The following is an 18,710-nucleotide window of genomic DNA, read 5'->3' as shown; positions in this document are numbered from 1 at the left end:
GCTCAGAGCACCTAGTGGTGCTGAGCGGTAATGGTCAACGCAAGGGAAACGACAAGAGGAGGTCGGCCGATCAGGCGGTGTGCGAGAGAGCTTCGAGCGGGTCGGCGTAGATCGCATCGAGAGCGACGGCACCCGCGGCCTTCTGCTGGACGGTGATCGCCGATCGCGCGACGCGGACATCACGCTGGGTGACAACCGACGTTGCGCGCAGTGCCTTGCTGACCGCGGGCAGAGCTTCGGGGTAGTCGGTGAAGGCCTGCCCACCCAGAATCACGTGATCCGGGTTGAAGATGTCCGAGATCAACGCGACGGTCCGGCCGAGGATCTCGGCACGTTCGGTCAGGATGTCGTGCGCGACGGTGTTGCCGGTCCGCGCGGCCGCACGCAGTTCGTCGATCGACGACACCGACAGGCCCGCCTTCTCCGCCGCGTACAGGACACCCGAATCGCCGACGGTGTCTTCAAGACGCCCGGTGCGGTCAGGATCGAGCAGTGTCGTCTCGCCGGTCGGGAAGTGCCCGATCGTGGGCGGACCCGCAGCAGGAGTGTGAACGGTGCCGTCCACGCTGAACGCGATGCCGACCATTTCGCGGGCGTAGAAGTACAAGAAGTTCTGGCTCTGGTCGGACGGCGTGTTGACGACCAGTTCCGCGGCGGCCATCGCCTCGACATGCGACGCGACAGAGACCGGCAGTCCGATCGTCTCGGCGATGACTCGCCCGACGGGCACGTTCGACCAGCCCAGACGCGGATGATCAACCACACCGCCATCCGCGACCCGTCCACCGATGGCGACACCCGCCCAGAGCAGACGCTTGCCAACCCAGCGGTCGGCGAAACGGCGAGCGCTTGCGCCCACTGCAGCGACGACTTCTTCGGGAGTTCCGGCCTGCGGTGTCGGAATGGCGATGGCACCGACAACACGGTGCATGAGGTCGTGGGTCGTGATCGACGTGGTCTTGTAGCCGATGTGGATGCCGACGGTCAGGAAGCCGCTGGTGTTGATCTCGAACGGGACGCGGGGGCGTCCCACAGCGCCGGGGGGTGTCAGATCGGCGCGCTCCCGGATCAACCCCGCCTTGAGCAGGGCGCTGACCTGGCGGTTCACCGTCGAGATCGACAATCCGGTGGCCGCGGCAGTGTCGTCGCGGAACACCGGCCCCGACACGCGGGCAGTACGCAGAACAAGCGCGGCGGCCTTCGTCGACAGCTGGAGACCCGCTGTCGCGACATGCGGCGGCGTCGGCGACGGAACTGCGCGGAGACGAACGGGCGCGATCTCGACAGTGGTCGAGGGGAGGGGACGAGCAAGAGTGGAAGTCATTTTCAGGGGTCCTTGTGCCGGACGCGCAACACGACGGCAGTCGATCGCGACGAAAGAGAGTGCCCGCAGGAGAGCAGGCGAGAAATGGGCTGGTTCAGCGCATTCGGCGACAACAGAGGACCCGGGCCAGCGGCAGACGGCAACCCAGAGCGGTGGTCACGTAGGTGACCTCCGGGATCGCGTGCAGCTGACGAGTCATGGAGCGAAGCTAGCAAGCACCCGCGGCGCATGGCAAGTGAAGCGGGCCGTCTACGGTGGAAACGTGACCACCGCCACGCACCCCCACATGCACAGAACGGCCTGCTGACATGGGCGCCATCTACCTCGTCCGTCACGGTCAAGCACCCGCGCACGCCTACGGCGTCGGCAGCACCGACGGGACCGGCCCCGGACTCACCGACCTCGGATTCGCGCAGGCCCGGCGCACCGGAGAGCTCCTCGCCCGCATCGTCCCGACCTTCGACGCCGCGATCTCCGGCGACCTCCCGCGCCAACGGGACACGCTGACCTGCGTCCTCGAAGGATTCGGCACCCGACCGGATCACCAGGTGGACGCAGACTGGAACGAGTACGAGCTCCCCGCCGAACTCATGACGGCGGCGGCCGACCTGTTCGCCGACCGCGCCGCGTACCAGAAGGTGCTCGACGCCGGGCTCGACGCGTGGATCGCCGGAACCCAGCCCGCCGACGAGACCTTCGCCGAGTTCCTCGCCCGCACACACGCCGCATCGCAGCGTGCCGCCGAACTCGCCGGATCGGGCCAGAACGTGCTCATCACGTCGTCCGCAGGAACCATCGGACTGCTCGTGTCACAACTGTGGGGCGTTCCGCCCGCGGGATGGCCCGCGGTGTCGAGGACGTTCGTGAATGCGTCCGTCACCAAGATCGTGTCAGGGCGAAGCGGCCTCACCGTCGTGTCCGTCAACGAGCACGGTCACCTGGCCTCCGACGGGATCCTTTCGTTCCGCTGACCTTTCGACTCCGCTCAAGGAGCAGGAATGACGCTCAAGGAACAGAGAGCGCGCTCAAGGAACGGCGAGCGCTCACGCTCGAGGAGCAGCGCCGCGGGCGCTCAGGCGCGATGCAGGTTCGGGCCGGGGCGGGTGAGGACCGCTTGCGGGAGGACGGCCCAGCGCGAGAGCTGCGAGACCGCGTACGCGACGGTGGCGACGTCCTCGGCGGAGATCATCTCGTCACCGGGGATCGCGCCCTCCCCCTTCGTCCACTCCGACATGTCGGTGTCGACGTAGCCGGGCGCGATCGACGTCGCCGAGATGCCGTTCACGGACTCCTCGAGGTTGAACGTCTCGCACATCGAGATCAGGGCCGCCTTCGTGGCGCCGTACGCCGCCATCTCCGGCTCCGGGTACACACCGGTGATGGACGCGATCGCGATGACTTTCGCCGCCCCGGCCGCGTCGACCGCCGACCGAAGGCTCGGCAGAAGGCCCTGCATCAACTGGAACGGCGCACGCACGTTGACCTGGTACAACCGGTCGAAGCGCCGTACAGGAAAGTCACCGAAACCACCCTTGAGACCCATGCCTGCGTTGACGACGAGTGCGTCGGTCCGGCCGTACTCTTCGACGTGACGAGCGATCAGTGCGCCGACGGCGTCTTCGTCGGTGGAATCTGCAGCCACCGACACCACTCGGCCGCCGTGCTCGCGGAGTTGATCGGCACGCGCGTCGAGCGCCTCCTGGCCGCGAGCGCTGATCGTCAGGTCCCACCCCTCGCTGGCGAACCGGTTTGCGACTGCCGCGCCGATTCCGCGCGACCCTCCGGTCACCAGCGCCACCTTGCGTGCGGTCATTTCACGGCCTCCAGTCCCTGTGCGATGAATGATGCGGTTGCCTCGGCGGCCTTCTCCGCGCCCGCCGCGCCGGACGATCCGCCCTGAAGTGCACGGTGGGTGATGCCTTCGGCGATGACGCCGAGCTTCAGATTGGCGAGGCCGAGGTAGAACGCCCAGTCGCCGAGGTCTGCTCCGGTCGCCTGCGCGTAACGCTCGGCGAGCGAGTCCGCGTCGGGCAGACGATCACTGGTCCACGCGGCGTCGAAGCCGAGAACCGACGAGAACACCGGCTGGCGGTAGACGCACATCAGCGCGACGTCGGTGATCGGATCGCCGAGCGCCGACAGCTCCCAGTCGACGACTGCGGCGACCCGACCGGGGTCGCCCGGCGCGAGGATCGTGTTGTCGATGCGGAAGTCGCCGTGCACGATCGTGTTCCGTGCGGCGGCAGGCACTCGGTCGGACAGGATTCCGACGAGCCGGTCGACGTCGTCGAGCTCGCGGGTCTTGACGATCCCCCACTGCCTGGCCCACAACTTGATCTGACGCGCCGCGAAGCCCTCCGGGCGCCCGAACTCGGCGAGCCCGACGGCCGCGTAGTCGACGGCGTGCAGGTCGGCGAGCGTCCGGACCAGCGCATCGATCGATGCGTCCACCTGCGCGTCGGAGAAGCGCGCGAGGTCGTCCGACGAACGGATCACGTCACCGTCGACGAACTCGACGACGGTGCACGGCGCACCGATCACGTCTCCCGACCGGTCGATCGCGACGGTCGGCGCGACAGGCACGCCGGTCCGAGCGAGCGCCGAGGTGACCGCCCATTCGCGTTCCATGTCGTGCGCAGAGGGGGTGAGACCGCCCATCGGTGGGCGGCGCGCCACCCAATGGTGCACATCGTCGCGGACGTCGAACGTCAGATTGGATCGGCCGCCGCTGATCAGGTCGATCCGCAGGTCGCCGATCACGTCGACGCCGTTGCTTTCAAGCAGTCGGCGCAGATCCGCTGCCGCGAGCCCGGAATGATCGCTCATGCCTGTCGCTCCTTGCGGACACGTCCGACAGCACGCTTGGCGATCGCCCACCGGTGCACTTCGGAAGGACCGTCGTAGATCCGGAACGGACGCAACTCGTCGGCGAGACGAGCCAGCGGCAGGTCCTCCGAGACGCCCAGACCGCCGCACATCTGAATGCTGCGGTCCACCACACGCGAGAACGCCTCGGCCCCGAACGTCTTCGCGATCGACGTCGAGTCCGATGCGTGGGCGCCCTGATCCAGTTCCCAACACGCTCGAACTAGGAGCGCTCGAGCGGCGGCGAGGTCGATCTCGTTGTCGGCCACGAGCTGTTGGATCATGCCGAGGTCGGCGAGCCGTCCGCCGAAACCCTGCCGCTGCTCGACGTAGTCGAGCGCGACCTTCTGTGCGCGAACCGCCGAGCCCATCCATCGCATGACGTGAGTCATGCGGGCAGGACCGAGACGGACCTGTGCGTAGCGATACCCCTCGTTGACCTCGCCCAACACGTCGGCGTCCGGGACGAAGACGTCGGTGAACGTCATCTCGCAGTGACCGCCGATCATCGACTTGTCAGTGGTGTGGATGTGGCGGTCGACGCTGATGCCCTCGGCGTCGCCGGGTGCGAGGAACATCGTCGCACCGCCGCGGTCGCCCGGTTCACCCGATGTGCGCGCCATGATGATGAAGAAGCCCGCGCCGTCGGCGCCGGTGATGAATCGCTTACGCCCGTTGATCTTCCACCCGCCGTCGACTCGTGCAGCGGTGGTCGACAGGGCGTCCGGGTCGGCGCCCGCGCCCGGTGACGGCTCGGTCATCGCGAACGCACTGCGGACGTCGCCGGCCGCGAGCGGCGCCAGGTATTCGTGACGCTGGCGGTCGTCTGCGATGTGCGCGAGCATGTGGACGTTGCCCTCGTCGGGAGCACCGATGTGCAGAGCCACCGGCCCGAACGTCGACCGTCCGGCCGCCTCGAACACCGGTGCACGATCGGACATCGACAGGCCCAGCCCGCCGAACTCGACAGGCGCGTGCGGAGCGAACACACCGGCGGCCTTGGCCTTGGCGTTCAGGTCACGACGGAGGTCGTCACCTCCCGCTGCCGTCACGTCGCCACGGAACTCGTTCTCCACCGGAAGGACGTGTTCGTTGATGAAGAGTTCGGTCCGAGCCACCAACTCGACTACCTCGGGACGATAGGACAGATCGATCGTCATGAGCACAATCCTCGTTTCTGACCGAGCGCTCGCTCGGTCACGCGATCACTGTTCCACGAGACCAACGTCACGTCAAGGACAATCCGCGGAACGCCGAACACTCAATCGGTCGGACGGTAACCGACGATCGCGCGGGCGTACTCGAGGTTCCGCGCGATCAGGTCGTCTGCACCGAGTTCACCGTCCACTCGGTACCAGGTCGAGACGCCGACACACATGGACGCGACGGCCCGAGCCGCACCTTTGGGGTCGACTGTGACGAACACACCCGACCGGACTCCGGAGAGAACGATCTCGTCGACCATCCGCTGCTGGCGCGTGCGGTGCCCGATGTACGTCGGCCGATAGTCGTCGTCCAGACTCCGGAGCTCGGTCGATCCGACGAACGCCTGCTCTCGACGGAACATGTGAAACCGCAGCAACGATTCGACGACCGCGTCGAACTGCGTCACCGGATCGTCACCCGCCTCCTCGATCGCCTGCGCGGACCGGCGAAGGAGATCGGTCATCGTCAACTCGAGCAGCCCTTGAAGAAGAGACTGCTTGGACGGGTAGTGGTGATACAGACCGGGTACCGACAAGCCGGCACGCGATGCGATGTCACGGACCGATGTGCCGTGGTAGCCGTGCTCCATGAAAGCCTCGAGCGCAGCCCGGAGTGGCGCCGGGAGATGGACTACGCCGTAGTCGCGCCACGAACCGGTGGTCGGTCGAGTCATCGAGTCAGCTCCGCTCCGCCGCGATCGGCAGCATCATGCGCACACACACCGCGACGAGTCGGTCACGATCGAGGTCGAGGCGACCCTCCGTCCACGAGGCGAGGACGCGACCGAGGCCGCCCACCTGGAAATGCGCTGCGGCCATCGTCTCATCGGCCTGCCCGACACGAGCCACCTGGGCCGCCGACTCCGACGTGAGGTTCGCGAACAACTGCAGAGAATCGGCTCGTCGGCCGGCGAGAACCGGACTGCGGAGCGTGTCGGAGAAGATCAGCTTGCCGGTCCGCGGGTCGGATTCGATCACGTCGACGATCGCTTCGACCGCCGCCCGAACCTTCCCTCGCGCGTCGCCGCCATGCGCGAACGCGTCAGCGGCCCGCTCGGCGATCTCCGCGATCACACCGTCGTATGTCGCACGAGCGAGGGCGTCGACGTTGTCGAAACTCTCATAGAAGTACCGCGGGGTGAGGCCCGCACGAGCGCAGATGCCGCGGACCGTGACAGTGCCGACGTCCGACTCCGTGAGCATGTCGAGACTCGCATCGATGAGCGCCGCGCGCCGACGAGCCACACGAGCATCGCCCGCCTCCCCGCCGTAGGAGCGCAGTTCGCTCGCGGTCTCACCAGGCTTGGTCACACCGTCCATATAACACTCCACCCCTTGACACCGGGGATCGCCGGGCGTTGAATCAATAACAGGAAACACGCGTTATCACTTTGGGGAGTGTCATGACAGCACAGCCGATCGAGTCGTTTCAGGCGGATCCGATGCCTCGCACCAGGCGCGCGGAGCTGGACGAGCAGCAGATCAACGATCTGACCCTGCTCGGCCCAGCCCTGCTTGCGGGTCCAGCCAACGTGATCATGCAACTGACCCTGCCGGCGGTCGGCTATGGCGTCTACGAGAGCAAGGTCGAATCGGGCAACCTCTTCAAGCACCCGGTCAAGCGGACACGAACGACCCTCACGTATCTCGCCGTCGCCGCCATGGGCGACGCCGAACTGCGCCGGAAGTACCGCCACGCGGTCAACAAGTCGCACGCTCACGTTCGATCGTCCAGTTCGAGCCCGGTCAAATACAACGCGTTCGACGCCAAGCTCCAGCTCTGGGTCGCAGCATGCCTCTACCGAGGCTGGGAGGACATGATCCGCCTCTACGGCGATCCGTCGGTCATCACCGAGGAGGCATACCGTCAAGGCGCGATCATGGGCACCACCCTGCAGATGCCTCCCGAGATGTGGCCGGCCACCAGGGCCGACTTCGAGGTGTACTGGAATGAGACGGTTGCGAGCATGGAGCTCGACGATGTGATCCGCAGCTACCTGAAGTCCCTGGTCCGCCTCAAATTCGCCGCCAAACCGGTGTCGATGATCATGGGCCCGTGGTCGGAACTGCTGACTGTCGGATACCTGCCGCCAGAGTTCCGCGACAAACTCGGCGTCACACAGACGCCCGCGCAGAAGCGGATCTTCGACGCACACAATGCCGTCCTGCGCGTCGGAGTGAGGCTCATGCCTGCCCCGATGCGGAAGTTCCCGTTCAATCTGCTGTTGGCCGACGTGCGATGGCGGATGCGGACCGGACGTCCGCTGGTCTGACCTCAGACGCCGGCCTCCACTCGGCGCGCCGAGTCGTCGATCGTCGACGCACTCCCTCCGACACGGAACGTGGCACCGCGATGATTGTCTGGCAGGCGGTCGCCTCGGCCGAACAGTTTGTTGCGCAGCGAGCCCGGCTGATACCCCGACTGGTAGGCGCCACGTGCGTCGAGGGCGGGCACCACGTGTTCGACTACGTCGCGGAACGATCCCGGCGTGACCGCATACGCGAGATTGAACCCGTCGACGTCGGTGTCGTCCACCCAATCGATCAGCGTTTCCGCGACTTCGTCACCGGACCCGATGAGCACCGGCCCCATTCCCCCGATGCCGCCCCAGGCGGCCACGTCGCGAACCCGCCACGCTCGACCGTCCTCGTCTGCCTGAGAGAACGCCGCCACAGCCGATTGGATCGCATTCGACTCCACGGCGCCGATCGGGTCGTCGAGGCTGTATCGCGACAGGTCGATGCCCATCCACCCCGACATGAAAACAAGCGAACCCTCGTCTGATGCGAAGCGCCGATACTGCGCGGCCTTCTCCCGCGCCGCCTCCGGCGTGCCGTCGGTGATCACGGTGGCGAGGGTGTAGATCCGGGCGTCATAGGGGCCACGACCTGCGGCGACGAGCGCGTCCCGTGTCTTGGCGACGACATCTCGCAGGATCGTCTTGGTCGGCGCGGCGACGAAGATCGCCTCGGCGTTCTCCGCCGCGAACCGGCTTCCCCGAGTGGACGCGCCTGCTTGATAGATCACCGGTGTCCGCTGCGTCGAGGGCTCCGCGAGATGAATGCCGGGCACCGTGAAGTGCTCACCACGATGTCCGATGTGGTGGACCTTCGCCGGGTCGGCGAACACGCCGGACTCGCGATCGCGTCGTACCGCGTCGTCTTCCCACGATCCCTCCCAGAGCTTGTACAGCACCGTGAGGTACTCGTCGGCGTGGTCGTAGCGTGCGTCGTGGTCGAGCAGCCGGTCGTCCCCCATGTTGCGCGCGGCGGCCGGCAGATACCCGGTGACGACGTTCCAGCCGATGCGCCCGCGGGTGAGGTGATCGAGCGTCGACACTCGACGGGCGAAGGGATAGGGATGCTCGAACCCGGTTCCGGTCGTGATGCCGAACCCGAGGTTCTCCGTCGCGTGCGCCATCGCCGAGACCAGCAGCAACGGGTCGTTGACCGGGATCTGCGCGCCCTGACGGATGGCCGCCTCATCGGTCTGGGAGTAGACGTCGTACGTCCCGAGGACGTCGGCGATGAACAAACCGTCGAATCGACCACGTTCCAGCAGCTTCGCCAGTTCCACCCAATAGTCCAGAGTGTTGTAGTTCCACGACTCGTCGTCGGGATGCCGCCAGAGACCGGGCGACTGGTGGGCGACGCAGTTCATGTCGAAGGCGTTCAGGCGGATCTGTCGGGTCATGGTCTGATCCTGCGATCCGCGGCTCCGCCCGGCCAGCGTTCCGCGCGCCCTGGGCTCAACCACGGCGAGATGACCGAGTCACGCCTCGCTGAGCAGCACACCGATCGTGCCGTCGTCGAGGGCGTCGAAGATGTGCTCGGCGTCGCCCGGGTAGTTGACGTAGTCGCCGGGGGCGAGCTCGACGGTGGCTTCGGTCGGTCCTACGAGCGCTCTTCCTGCGCAGAGGATCACATGCTCGACGACACCGCGCGCATGCGGCTGCGAGATGCGCGGCCTGCCGCGGTCGGCGCGGATCAGGTAGACGTCGCGGCGTGTTCCATGACGGGCCGCCGACAACAGGGTCGCGGTGTAGAAGTCGGCCTCCCCGGCCGTGATGGTGGGCCCCTCCCCCAGTCGGATCACCTCGACCGCGGGACGCGGAACATCGACGAGGGCCGAGAACTGAATTCCGAGAGCGACGCTCAGCGCCCACAGCGTCTCCACGCTCGGGTTGCCGTCGCCGGACTCCAATTGCGACAACGTCGACTTCCCGATGCCCGCACGACGCGCGAGTTCGGCGATCGAGAGGCCGGCTCGCGTGCGTTCACGCTTGAGCGCAGCGGCCACGAGTTTCTGCGGGTCGACCGATGCGTTCGCCATAGTGGCCGAACGTTCATCTTGACGAACGTCATCCATAGTTCCATCATAGTGGACATGCGTTCGTCATGGAGAACACTCGTCCCGAGGGAGATCCTTGTCATCGGCGCGTCCATGTGGGTTGTCGGAGCTTCGTACGGCGCGGCGGCGCACGGCATCGGCCTCGCGTGGTGGCAGGTGCTGATCATGGCGTGCACGGTGCTCGCCGGATCGTCGGAGTTCGTCTTGGTCTCCGTCGTCGCCGCAGGCGGCCTCCCGATCGTCGGGGCCCTCGCGGGCCTCCTGGTGAACGTTCGGAACTTCTCCTACGCACTCTCGATCGGACGCTTCCTCCGCGCCGACCGATCGATCTTCGCCGCCGCGCACATCGTCAACGACGAGACCGCCGTCTACTCCGCGCCGCATCGTGATCCCGTCGCCGCCCGCACAGCGTTCGTGATCTGCGGCCTGGCCGTGGTCGTCTCATGGCCGCTCGGCGCGTTGTCCGGAGCGTTGGTCGGGCAGGTGATCGCCTCGCCCGAGACGCTCGGCCTGGACGCGGCGTTCCCTGCTTTGATGGCGGCGCTGGCGATCCCGGCGATGCGTGATCCGAGCACCCGATGGGCGTCCATCTTCGGCGGGGCCATCGCGCTCGCGACTGCCGGCTTCGTCGCCGCCGGACTGCCTGTAGTCCTGGCGCTGCTCGGCATTCCACTCGGTCGGCTCGTGACCGGACGCCGAACGTCCCCGCCGGACTCCGTGTCACTGGAAAGGACCCGCTCATGACCGGCTGGCAGTTCGTGGGAGCGGTCGCGCTGCTGGCGGGCGGAACCTACACGATCCGCCTCGCGGGACTCCTCTTGCGCACCCGGGCACAGGTGTCACCGGCCGTCGAGGCGATCCTGGAACGGGCGACGATCGTCCTGCTGGTCGCCGTTGCTCTCACCGGTGCACTGTTCACCGGAGACGAACTCGCGGGCCCCGCCCGACCGATCGGCGTTGCGGTCGGCATCGCCGCAGCCTGGTTCAAGGCACCGCTTGTCGTCGTCATCGTCGCAGCGGCCGCCACCACCGCCCTACTGCGCGTGATCGGCGTGCCGTAGGCGCGTTACAGCCGCTTCAGAGCAGAGCGATCGAGGGTCGTCACATCCGTGTGCCCCGACAGGCCGAGAGTGAGGTCGAGTTCGGCGACGATGTTCGCAACCGCTTCGCGCGCGCCATCTGCCCCGGCGAGTGCTAGCCCGTACATGTGGGGGCGACCTATGCAGACGGCGTCTGCGCCGAGCGCGAGCGCCTTGAACACGTCCGATCCGGTGTAGAAGCCGGAGTCGACGAGGATCTTGATCTGTCCCTTCACCGCGTCGACGACGTCGACCAGCGCATCGGTCGACGAGATGGACCCGTCCACCTGGCGTCCGCCGTGGTTCGAGACGATCAGCCCGTCGATGCCCAGCTCGACCGCCTTGCGGGCGTCATCGGGATGCAACACACCCTTGAGGACGATGGGCAGGCTTGTCATCCCTCTCAGCGTCATGATGTCGTCCCAGTTCAACGACGGTCGCGAGTAGATGTCCAGGAAGGTCTCGACTGCAGCTCGCGGCTCGGGTGCGGTGAGGTTCCGGCGGAGTTCGCCGGGCACGTTCCGTGCGATGGAGAACAGCGTCTTCACCGCTCCGAGGCTCACCTCGGGCTTCTCCGACACTGCGCCCTTGAGTCGCTCGGCGACGATCTCCCAGAATGTCGGATCGGACGTGTATTGGTTGATGCCTTCGGCTCGCGCGAACGGCAGCGAACCGAGATTCAGGTCCTGCGGACGCCAGCCGAGCATCGTGGTGTCGAGTGTGACCGCGATCGCCGCGGCGCCCATCGCCTCCGCACGGGCCACGAGACTCCGGACCAGCCGGTCGTCGGTGGACCAGTAGAGCTGGAACCACCGCGGCGCCCCCGGACGAACCGACTCCATCTCCGCCGCGACGTCTTCCATCGGGGCGCATCCCTGATTGGAGAAGATGTAGGGAAGCCCCAGCTCGGCCGCGGCATGTCCGATGTGGATGTCCGCCTTGTCATGAGCGAGCGCTCCCGCGCCGACCGGGGAGAACAGCACCGGCGCGGGCAGCGTCTGCCCGAAGAGCTCAGTCTCGAGCGATCGGTTGCTCGTGTCGCGAAGCACTCGCGGCACGATCGCCCATCGGTCGAGTGCAGACCGGTTCGCGTCCATCGTGCGCCCCTCACCGGCACCGCCGCCGATGTAGGCCCACCCACGCTTGGACATCACCGCCTGCGCGCGCTCTTCGAGCGTCGCGAAGTCGGTGGGGACCGCCGGGCCACGCCCGTGGATGCCCGCTCGATAGATCTCGTTCTGCCGCACACGCCCGATGTTCGAACCCATGGGAACCATTGTGGCCCACGTCATTCACAGCCTGCTCGCGCACCACCCCTTGCGTTTGTTCTCAGGAAACACTTAGAGTTCTAGCTCTTATGGATAGCCTAACCTCGCTCGCCGCCGCGGCGCCCGCATCAAAGCCGGCATGGCAGATCATGACCACCATCGGATACTTCACCGCACTGTCGTTCGCGACGGGACTGTGCCTCGCATTGGCGTACCTGCTCCCGACCCGCGCCCGCGACGGCCGCACCGAAGCCGCTCTAGCGTCACTCGCGCGCCCGGTCGCGGTTCTGGTACTACTCGGCGGCTTCTTCCAGTACGTGGCGCGTGTGACGAAGTCCGACCTCGACGTGACGTGGGCACAAGCCGCATCGTTCACCCACGCGGCCGACTACCTGACGCTGCCCAAAGACGACGGCACCTGGATGTCCGGCGGTGTCATGGGGACCATCCAGTTCCTGCTGTTCATCACCCTCGCGACCGTCATCTGGAATCTCGCGGCCACGCCGACTCCCCGCCTTGCGTCGGCCGGATTCGTCACATCGATCCTCGCTGCCGCGATGCCGAGCATCACCCTTGCGTCCACGAGCCTCGACAAGATCGCGAACCGCGAACTCAAGCTCGCACACATCCTCGCCGCCGACATCTGGGTCGGCGGGCTCGCGGTCCTCGCCGCCGCGGGAGTCGTCGCCGCCCGACGTCGTGCAGACGGCGACGGGACCGCAGAGGAAGCAGGAGCGTGGGAGCAGATGTGGTCCCGGTTCAGCACTTGGGCGATGGGCGCGGTCATCGCGATCACCGTCTCCGGAGTCTGGCTCACCTGGGTGCACCTCGGTTCGTTCAGCCAGTTCGTGACCACGCCGTACGGACGATTCCTGCTGATCAAGCTGATCCTCGTCGCATTCATGATCGGGGCGGGAACGTACAACGCCCTGGTTCTGATCCCGAGGATCCGGCGCGCGCGGGTGGGAGGCGACGAACGGACCTACGTTCAGATCGCGCTCGGCGAATTCCCCCGCGTGGTGATCGCCGAAGCCCTCGCCGCATTCGCGATTCTGGTGATCGTGCCGTTCCTGTCCGGTTCTGCCCGCACGATGGACGGCCAGGCCGACGCGGGCCCGTTCGACTGGGGGACGTTCGGTCTCGGCTTCGCTCTCATCGCCCTGGCCGTCGCGGGCTGCACGGCAACGATCCGCAGCCTCGAGCGGCGCGATGCGTCAGTCGCGGACGAGGAAGAAGTAGAAGTGCTCGTCACGCACGAGTGACGTGCTGCCGTTCATGATTCCCATCAGCGTGTTCTCGTCGACACGCTTGAAGTGATCGAAGACGGGTTGCCCGTCGTAGACCATGGTCGCCGTCAGCTCACCGCGGAACTCGACGTTCCACAGGCTGGCGGCGCCCTTTCCTATCTCCAGGTTCGAGTAGAGCTCTCCGTCTGCGCCGCGGCAGACCATCGGTGCGACGTCGTACCGGCTCCGCAGCCACTTGCCGTGCCACCCCACCTGCGCGAGGCTGCCGTCCAGCCGGTGCCCCGACGGCAGTTCTCCTCCGCGCCAATCGCCGATCACCTCGTCGATCGTCACGGTCGGCAGCGCGGCCCAGATGGCATCGAGATCGGCGGGATCACTCACCTGCTGAGACTCAGCCCTGCGATGGAAGTCCGCGACGGCCTGGATCGCCGTAAGTTCACTCATGCTGACCGAGCATACGCTCGGGCCGGGGTAGTGTCACTCCTCACAGACTCTCTTGCGAGGTGGGGCCGATGACTGACCGAACACTCGCCGAACTGCGCGCCGACGTACGAGAGTTCGTCGACGACGAGCTCGCCGACGGGCGGTTCACGCCGTCCGTGGACTGCTGGTTGACCGGCTGGGACGAGGCGTTCACGCGACGTCTCGCGGACCGCGGGTGGATCGGCATGACTGTTCCGCCCGAGTACGGAGGCCACGGGCGCAGCCACGTCGAGCGATTCGCCGTGACCGAGGAGCTCCTCGCCGCAGGAGCTCCTGTCGGCGCACACTGGATCGCCGACCGTCAGATCGCGCCCTCGCTCCTCAAGTTCGGCACCGAGGCGCAGCGTCGGCGACTGCTGCCCGGAATCGTCGCGGGCGAGGTGTTCTTCGGGATCGGCATGAGCGAGCCCGACGCAGGCAGCGATCTCGCCGCCGTCCGCACGCGGGGGACACGAGTGGACGGCGGATGGCGGGTCAACGGCGTCAAGGTCTGGACATCCGGCGCTCACGCAGCGCACTACTTCATCTGCCTCGCCCGCACCTCACCGCTCGACACCTCCGACCGTCACGCGGGGTTGTCTCAGTTCATCGTCGACCTGCGCGGTCCCGGTGTCACCGTGTCGCCGATCGTCTCGATGAACGGTTCTCACCACTTCAACGAGGTACACCTCGACGACGTCTTCGTCCCCGACGAGATGGTGTTCGGCGACATCGGGAACGGTTGGCTGCAGGTGACGAGCGAGTTGGCGTTCGAGCGCAGCGGACCCGAGCGCTTCCTGTCCACGTTCCCGCTGCTGGCGGAGCTCGCCGATGACCCGGAGCTGGCGTGCTCCTCGCCGGACTTCGGCGCGAACATCGCTCTCCTGACCGGATTGCACACGATGTCGGAGTCGGTGGCTCATACACTCGCCGCAGGCGGCGATGCCGACATCGCCGCCGCCGTCGTGAAGGTTCTCGGGACAACGCTCGAAGGTGACATCGCCGATGACGTCGACGTCCTTCTCGGCGACGACGTCCATCGGCCGGAGTTGGCTCGACTCGTATCGACCGCGACAGATCAGCGGCCCGGTTTCACGCTCCGCGGTGGAACCAACGAAGTGCTGCGCGGTGTCATCGCGCGCGGGCTGGGGATGCGTTGATGACCGTCGATGCAGACCTGATCGCCCTGATGAACGACGTGTTCCGGACAGAGGGCGACCCCTGGCCGCGGCTCGTCGAACTCGGGCTCGCACGTCTCACCGCACCCGAAGCTGTCGGCGGCAGCGGCGCAGGATGGCCTGAGGCCGCCGCACTGATCACCGTCGCAGCAACCGCAGGCGTCCCCACCCCGTACGTCGAACACGATCTGCTCGCAGGCTGGCTGCTGCGCCGCGCGCACCTCCCGTCGAGTGACGCTTTCCGGACCGCCTGCATCGTCAACGACGACGGGCAGGCGACCGGAGTCGGATGGGCGGCCGGCGCCGAACGAATCGTGGTGCTGCGAGCCGTCGACCACGGATGGGCGGTGGCGGACCTCCCACGATCCGAAGTCGATGTGACATCGGGTTGGAACAGGGCCGGTGAGCCGCGGGATCGAGTGCACGTTCGTGCGGGCTCATCGGCGTGGAATCGTGTTCCGGACGACACCGGCGAGCTGTTTCGCCTGCGCGGCGCCCTCGCACGAGCCGTGCAGACGGTCGGCGCAATGGAGACGATCCTTCAGCTGTCTCTCGACCATGTGTCCACACGCACCCAGTTCGGGCGGCCCCTCGCCCGCTTCCAAGCAGTGCAGCACACCGTCGCCGACATGGCCGCCGAGACGGCGCTAGCCCGGTCGGCGACGGAGGCGGCGCTCACCGAAGCGGTACGGAACGACTGGGCGGGTTCCACCGCTTTCCGAATCGCAGTCGCTCGGTCGTGTGTCGGCCACGCGGCATCCGTCGTCGTGCGCGGCGGGCACCAGGTTCACGGGGCGATGGGCACCACAGCGGAGCATCGTCTCCACCGGTACAGCAGACCTGCATTGGCCTGGCGCAACGAGTTCGGTTCTGTCACGTCGTGGGACCGCGCAGTCGCCGCCGCCGCGGTCGCGGCAGGCTCGTCCGGCCTGTGGGGCCTCATCACTTCATGATCTAGCGGCGTCAGCCGGCGGCGCGGTCCTTGACCGAGGCGCGGAGTGCGGCGAGGAGGTCGGCCACCTCGTCGTCACCATCGTCTTCGGGCTTCGCCTCCGGTTCGACGAACGCGTCGCCGCCGCCGGCTTTCGCCTCGATCAACTTGGCGAGTTCGATCTGATAAGTGTCCTCGAACTGCGACGGGTCGAAGTCCGAGGCCATGGTCTCGATCAGCGACGCGGCCATGTCCAGTTCGGCGTCGCGGATCTGCACGTCGGCGGACTGGAACGCGAAGTCGGGCACGCGGACCTCGTCGGGCCAGAGCAGAGTCTGCAGGGTCATCACGCCGTCGATGACGCGCAACGCCGCCAGTCGAGTCTTGTTCCGCAGTGTGAAGTTGGCGATCGCGAGACGTTCGGTCCGCTCGAGCGCCTTCGCCAGCAGGACGTACGCCTTCGGGGACTTCGACGACGGTTCGAGGTAATACGGCTTGTCGAAGTAGATCGGGTCAACCTGATCGATCGGCACGAACTCGAGAATCGCGATCTCGGGACTGCGGGTGACCGGCAGCTGCGCGAGATCGTCCTTCGTGAGGATCACCGGCTCGCCCGACTCCGATTCGTACGAGTTCGCGATGCTCGCGAACTCGACCTCGGTGTCGGTGCCCTCCCGGACTCGGCGATACCGGATGCGCGTGCCGTCGGACGCGTCGACCTGATGGGAACTCCGGTCGTGACTCTCCGTCGCGGAATACACCTTGACCGGCACGTTCACCAGACCAAAGCTGAGGTCACCCTTCCAGATCGAACGCATGAAACTGATTCTGCCACGCCCGAGGGCGCCGGGGAGGGGCAGAATCGACGCATGCCCGGTTCCAAGCTGGAGGTCGACGGCCGCCACATCACCGTCACCAACCTCGAGAAGGTGATGTACCCGGAATCCGGGACCCGCAAGTTCGACGTGATCCAATACGTCATCGAGATCGCCGACTCGATGCTCCCGCACGTCGCGTCACGCCCGATCACCCGCAAACGATGGCCGCACGGAACCGGGTCGGGCCCGTTCTTCGAGAAGGCCCTTCCGCCAGGGACGCCGGACTGGTTGGCGCGCTTCACCATCGAACACTCCGAGAGCAAGACCGTTTATCCGGTCGCACGATCGGCCGCCGACCTGGTGTGGCTGGCGCAGATGGCCGCGCTCGAACTTCATGTCCCCCAATGGCGAATCGACCTCTCCGGCGTCGGATCTGCCGGGGACGAATCCCGTCGTACGGACCGCCTCGTCATCGACCTCGATCCCGGGCCCGATGTGAGTCTCCATCGATGCGCCGAGGTCGCGATCGCGATTCGCGATGTGCTCGCCGATGCGGGCCTGCCCTCGTACCCCGTCACCAGCGGAGGCAAGGGGATCCACGTGTACGCACGGTTCCCCAAGCCGGTGAAATGCGAATCGGCGCGTGCCGTCGCCAAACAGATAGCCACGTCGCTCGCGGCCGCGCACCCTGCCGAGGTCACCGCGACGATGGCGAAAGCCGCACGGCAGTCGAAGGTGTTCCTCGACTGGAGTCAGAACACGGCCGCGAAGACGACTCTTGCGCCGTACTCACTGCGCGGCCGGGAGCGCCCGTGGGTCGCGGCGCCACGAACGTGGGACGAACTCGCCGATCCGACGATCGCCCAACTCGACTACCGAGACGTGTTGGAACGCCATCGGGAGTCCGGCGATCTTCTCGCCGACCTGGACCCGCCCGTTGTCCCGCTCGCGAGCGCACCGGTTGATCTCGGTGAGTACCGCAAATCGAAGTCGTCGAGACTGCGCTCGGCACCGTCGAAGCCGTCGGGTCCGACGGTCGTCACCGGCGGCTCTCGCGGCCCCCGCCCGATGCTCGCCGCCGACGAGCTGATCGACGGGCTGACCGACGACGCGTGGGCATTCGAAGGCAAGTGGGACGGCTACCGCATCCTGGCGCGGCACACCGACGGCGACGTAAGGCTCTCGTCGCGGTCAGGCATCGACATGACAGCCGACTTCCCCGAACTGCGTGAGCTCGGCTCAGTACTCCGCGGGTTCGACGTCTTGCTCGACGGCGAGATGGTCGCCATCGATGCGACCGGCCGCACTGACTTCACACTGCTGGCGTCGCGCCACCATCGCGACGACGAGTTCACCCTCCGGTACATGGTGTTCGACGTGCTGGAACTGAACGGAACCGACCTGACGTCGGCTCCCTGGGAGCAGCGCCGCGCGGTTCTCGACGAGTTGACGCCGATGATCACCGCGGCATCGATCGCGGACGTCCCTCCCCTGCTGCCCGGTCCCGGCGCCGGCGCCGCCGAGCACGCACGCGAACAGGGATGGGAGGGTGTGGTCGCGAAGCGCCGGACCTCGACGTACCAATATGGTCGACGCAGCGCGGACTGGCGCAAACACAAGAACTGGAACGACATCGAAGTGGTGGTCGGCGGGTTCCGCCCCGGCCGCGGGAGCCGGTCCGGGTCGATCGGGTCACTCCTGATCGGTCTGCCGACCGAAACCGGTCTCCGCTACATCGGACGCGTCGGCACAGGATTCACCGACGCCGATCTCGACGCGCTCCACGAGGAACTGAAACCGTTGATCATCGGGCGCAGCCCGTTCATCGGGAGCCTCGACAAACCTGTCGCGTCGAGCGCCACCTGGGTACTCCCGAAGTTGGTGACCGACGTCCGGTTCATGGATTGGACGTCCACCGGGCATCTGCGCCATCCCAGTTGGCGTGGCATCCGGCGAGACAAACTGCCGGGGGATCTGTGATC

18 protein-coding genes and 1 pseudogene are annotated in these 18,710 nt (G+C 66.8%); 8 read left to right on the top strand and 11 right to left on the bottom strand.

Features of this window, described 5'->3' with window-relative positions:
* Nucleotides 1–70: 70 nt before the first annotated feature.
* Complete coding sequence (locus JVX90_RS19565) at nt 71–1,324, bottom strand: ROK family transcriptional regulator (RefSeq protein ID WP_205330310.1); 1,254 nt, start codon at nt 1,322–1,324, stop codon at nt 71–73.
* A gap of 308 nt (nt 1,325–1,632) precedes the next feature.
* On the opposite strand from JVX90_RS19565, the gene JVX90_RS19560 reads away from it, so the two are divergent.
* Complete coding sequence (locus JVX90_RS19560) at nt 1,633–2,295, top strand: histidine phosphatase family protein (RefSeq protein WP_205330309.1); 663 nt, start codon at nt 1,633–1,635, stop codon at nt 2,293–2,295.
* Nucleotides 2,296–2,396: 101 nt separating this feature from the next.
* Here JVX90_RS19560 and JVX90_RS19555 read toward each other — a convergent pair whose 3' ends face one another.
* The 5 genes from JVX90_RS19555 to JVX90_RS19535 form a co-directional block, all read right to left on the bottom strand.
* The gene (locus JVX90_RS19555) at nt 2,397–3,137 is read right to left on the bottom strand and encodes an SDR family oxidoreductase (RefSeq protein ID WP_205330308.1); all 741 of its coding nucleotides are present in this window, start codon (nt 3,135–3,137) and stop codon (nt 2,397–2,399) included.
* Nucleotides 3,134–4,150 carry a phosphotransferase family protein gene (locus tag JVX90_RS19550; protein WP_205330307.1) on the bottom strand — a complete coding sequence of 339 codons (1,017 nt, stop codon included), beginning with the start codon at nt 4,148–4,150 and terminating at the stop codon, nt 3,134–3,136. Before JVX90_RS19550 ends, JVX90_RS19555 begins: the two co-directional genes overlap by 4 nt.
* Nucleotides 4,147–5,349 carry an acyl-CoA dehydrogenase family protein gene (locus JVX90_RS19545; protein ID WP_205330306.1) on the bottom strand — a complete coding sequence of 401 codons (1,203 nt, stop codon included), beginning with the start codon at nt 5,347–5,349 and terminating at the stop codon, nt 4,147–4,149. The genes JVX90_RS19550 and JVX90_RS19545 overlap by 4 nt, the downstream gene beginning before the upstream one ends.
* Nucleotides 5,350–5,450: 101 nt before the next feature.
* Nucleotides 5,451–6,068, bottom strand: a complete 618-nt coding sequence (locus JVX90_RS19540) for a TetR/AcrR family transcriptional regulator (protein WP_205330305.1) — start codon at nt 6,066–6,068, stop codon at nt 5,451–5,453.
* A gap of 4 nt (nt 6,069–6,072) precedes the next feature.
* On the bottom strand, nt 6,073–6,714 hold the full coding sequence (locus JVX90_RS19535) for a TetR family transcriptional regulator (protein ID WP_205330304.1): 642 nt from the start codon (nt 6,712–6,714) through the stop codon (nt 6,073–6,075).
* Between the two features lie 83 nt (nt 6,715–6,797).
* On the opposite strand from JVX90_RS19535, the gene JVX90_RS19530 reads away from it, so the two are divergent.
* The gene (locus JVX90_RS19530; protein WP_205330303.1) at nt 6,798–7,667 is read left to right on the top strand and encodes an oxygenase MpaB family protein; all 870 of its coding nucleotides are present in this window, start codon (nt 6,798–6,800) and stop codon (nt 7,665–7,667) included.
* 2 nt (nt 7,668–7,669) lie between these two features.
* Here JVX90_RS19530 and JVX90_RS19525 read toward each other — a convergent pair whose 3' ends face one another.
* Together JVX90_RS19525 and JVX90_RS19520 are read right to left on the bottom strand one after the other, a co-directional pair.
* On the bottom strand, nt 7,670–9,088 hold the full coding sequence (locus tag JVX90_RS19525) for an LLM class flavin-dependent oxidoreductase (protein ID WP_205330302.1): 1,419 nt from the start codon (nt 9,086–9,088) through the stop codon (nt 7,670–7,672).
* Between the two features lie 78 nt (nt 9,089–9,166).
* Entirely contained in the window at nt 9,167–9,727 is a 561-nt protein-coding gene (locus JVX90_RS19520; RefSeq protein ID WP_205330301.1) for an XRE family transcriptional regulator, read from the bottom strand.
* A gap of 54 nt (nt 9,728–9,781) precedes the next feature.
* On the opposite strand from JVX90_RS19520, the gene JVX90_RS19515 reads away from it, so the two are divergent.
* Nucleotides 9,782–10,489 (top strand): AzlC family ABC transporter permease, encoded by a 708-nt coding sequence (locus JVX90_RS19515; protein ID WP_205330300.1) that lies wholly within the window; start codon nt 9,782–9,784, stop codon nt 10,487–10,489.
* Nucleotides 10,486–10,806: an AzlD domain-containing protein gene (locus JVX90_RS19510; protein ID WP_205330299.1), complete on the top strand. Its 321-nt coding sequence runs from the start codon at nt 10,486–10,488 to the stop codon at nt 10,804–10,806. The genes JVX90_RS19515 and JVX90_RS19510 overlap by 4 nt, the downstream gene beginning before the upstream one ends.
* Nucleotides 10,807–10,811: 5 nt before the next feature.
* Here the strand turns inward: JVX90_RS19510 and JVX90_RS19505 are convergent, their stop codons facing one another.
* The gene (locus JVX90_RS19505; RefSeq protein WP_205332511.1) at nt 10,812–12,101 is read right to left on the bottom strand and encodes an alpha-hydroxy-acid oxidizing protein; all 1,290 of its coding nucleotides are present in this window, start codon (nt 12,099–12,101) and stop codon (nt 10,812–10,814) included.
* An 80-nt stretch (nt 12,102–12,181) separates the two neighbouring features.
* Here JVX90_RS19505 and JVX90_RS19500 point away from each other — a divergent pair, with 80 nt between their 5' ends.
* On the top strand, nt 12,182–13,354 hold the full coding sequence (locus tag JVX90_RS19500; protein WP_205330298.1) for a CopD family protein: 1,173 nt from the start codon (nt 12,182–12,184) through the stop codon (nt 13,352–13,354).
* On the opposite strand, the gene JVX90_RS19495 is transcribed toward JVX90_RS19500, so the two are convergent.
* Nucleotides 13,307–13,783, bottom strand: coding sequence for a DUF4334 domain-containing protein (locus JVX90_RS19495; protein ID WP_205330297.1), 477 nt, complete (start codon nt 13,781–13,783; stop codon nt 13,307–13,309). The genes JVX90_RS19500 and JVX90_RS19495 overlap by 48 nt on opposite strands.
* A 68-nt stretch (nt 13,784–13,851) precedes the next feature.
* Here JVX90_RS19495 and JVX90_RS19490 point away from each other — a divergent pair, with 68 nt between their 5' ends.
* Both JVX90_RS19490 and JVX90_RS19485 read left to right on the top strand, forming a co-directional pair.
* The gene (locus JVX90_RS19490; RefSeq protein WP_205330296.1) at nt 13,852–14,961 is read left to right on the top strand and encodes an acyl-CoA dehydrogenase family protein; all 1,110 of its coding nucleotides are present in this window, start codon (nt 13,852–13,854) and stop codon (nt 14,959–14,961) included.
* Entirely contained in the window at nt 14,961–15,932 is a 972-nt protein-coding gene (locus JVX90_RS19485) for an acyl-CoA dehydrogenase (protein ID WP_205330295.1), read from the top strand. The genes JVX90_RS19490 and JVX90_RS19485 overlap by 1 nt, the downstream gene beginning before the upstream one ends.
* 22 nt (nt 15,933–15,954) lie before the next feature.
* Here the strand turns inward: JVX90_RS19485 and JVX90_RS19480 are convergent.
* Nucleotides 15,955–16,728, bottom strand: a pseudogene (locus tag JVX90_RS19480) (Ku protein); the annotation flags it as partial.
* 51 nt (nt 16,729–16,779) lie between these two features.
* Here JVX90_RS19480 and ligD point away from each other — a divergent pair.
* Nucleotides 16,780–18,708: a non-homologous end-joining DNA ligase gene (gene ligD, locus JVX90_RS19475; protein WP_205330294.1), complete on the top strand. Its 1,929-nt coding sequence runs from the start codon at nt 16,780–16,782 to the stop codon at nt 18,706–18,708.
* The last annotated feature ends 2 nt before the right edge of the window (nt 18,709–18,710 follow it).

The organism is Gordonia sp. PDNC005, from assembly GCF_016919385.1.
Taxonomy (GTDB): Bacteria; Actinomycetota; Actinomycetes; order Mycobacteriales; family Mycobacteriaceae; genus Gordonia.
The sequence above is the reverse complement of the archived record's forward strand: the minus strand, read 5'-3'. Positions and strand labels throughout refer to the sequence as shown.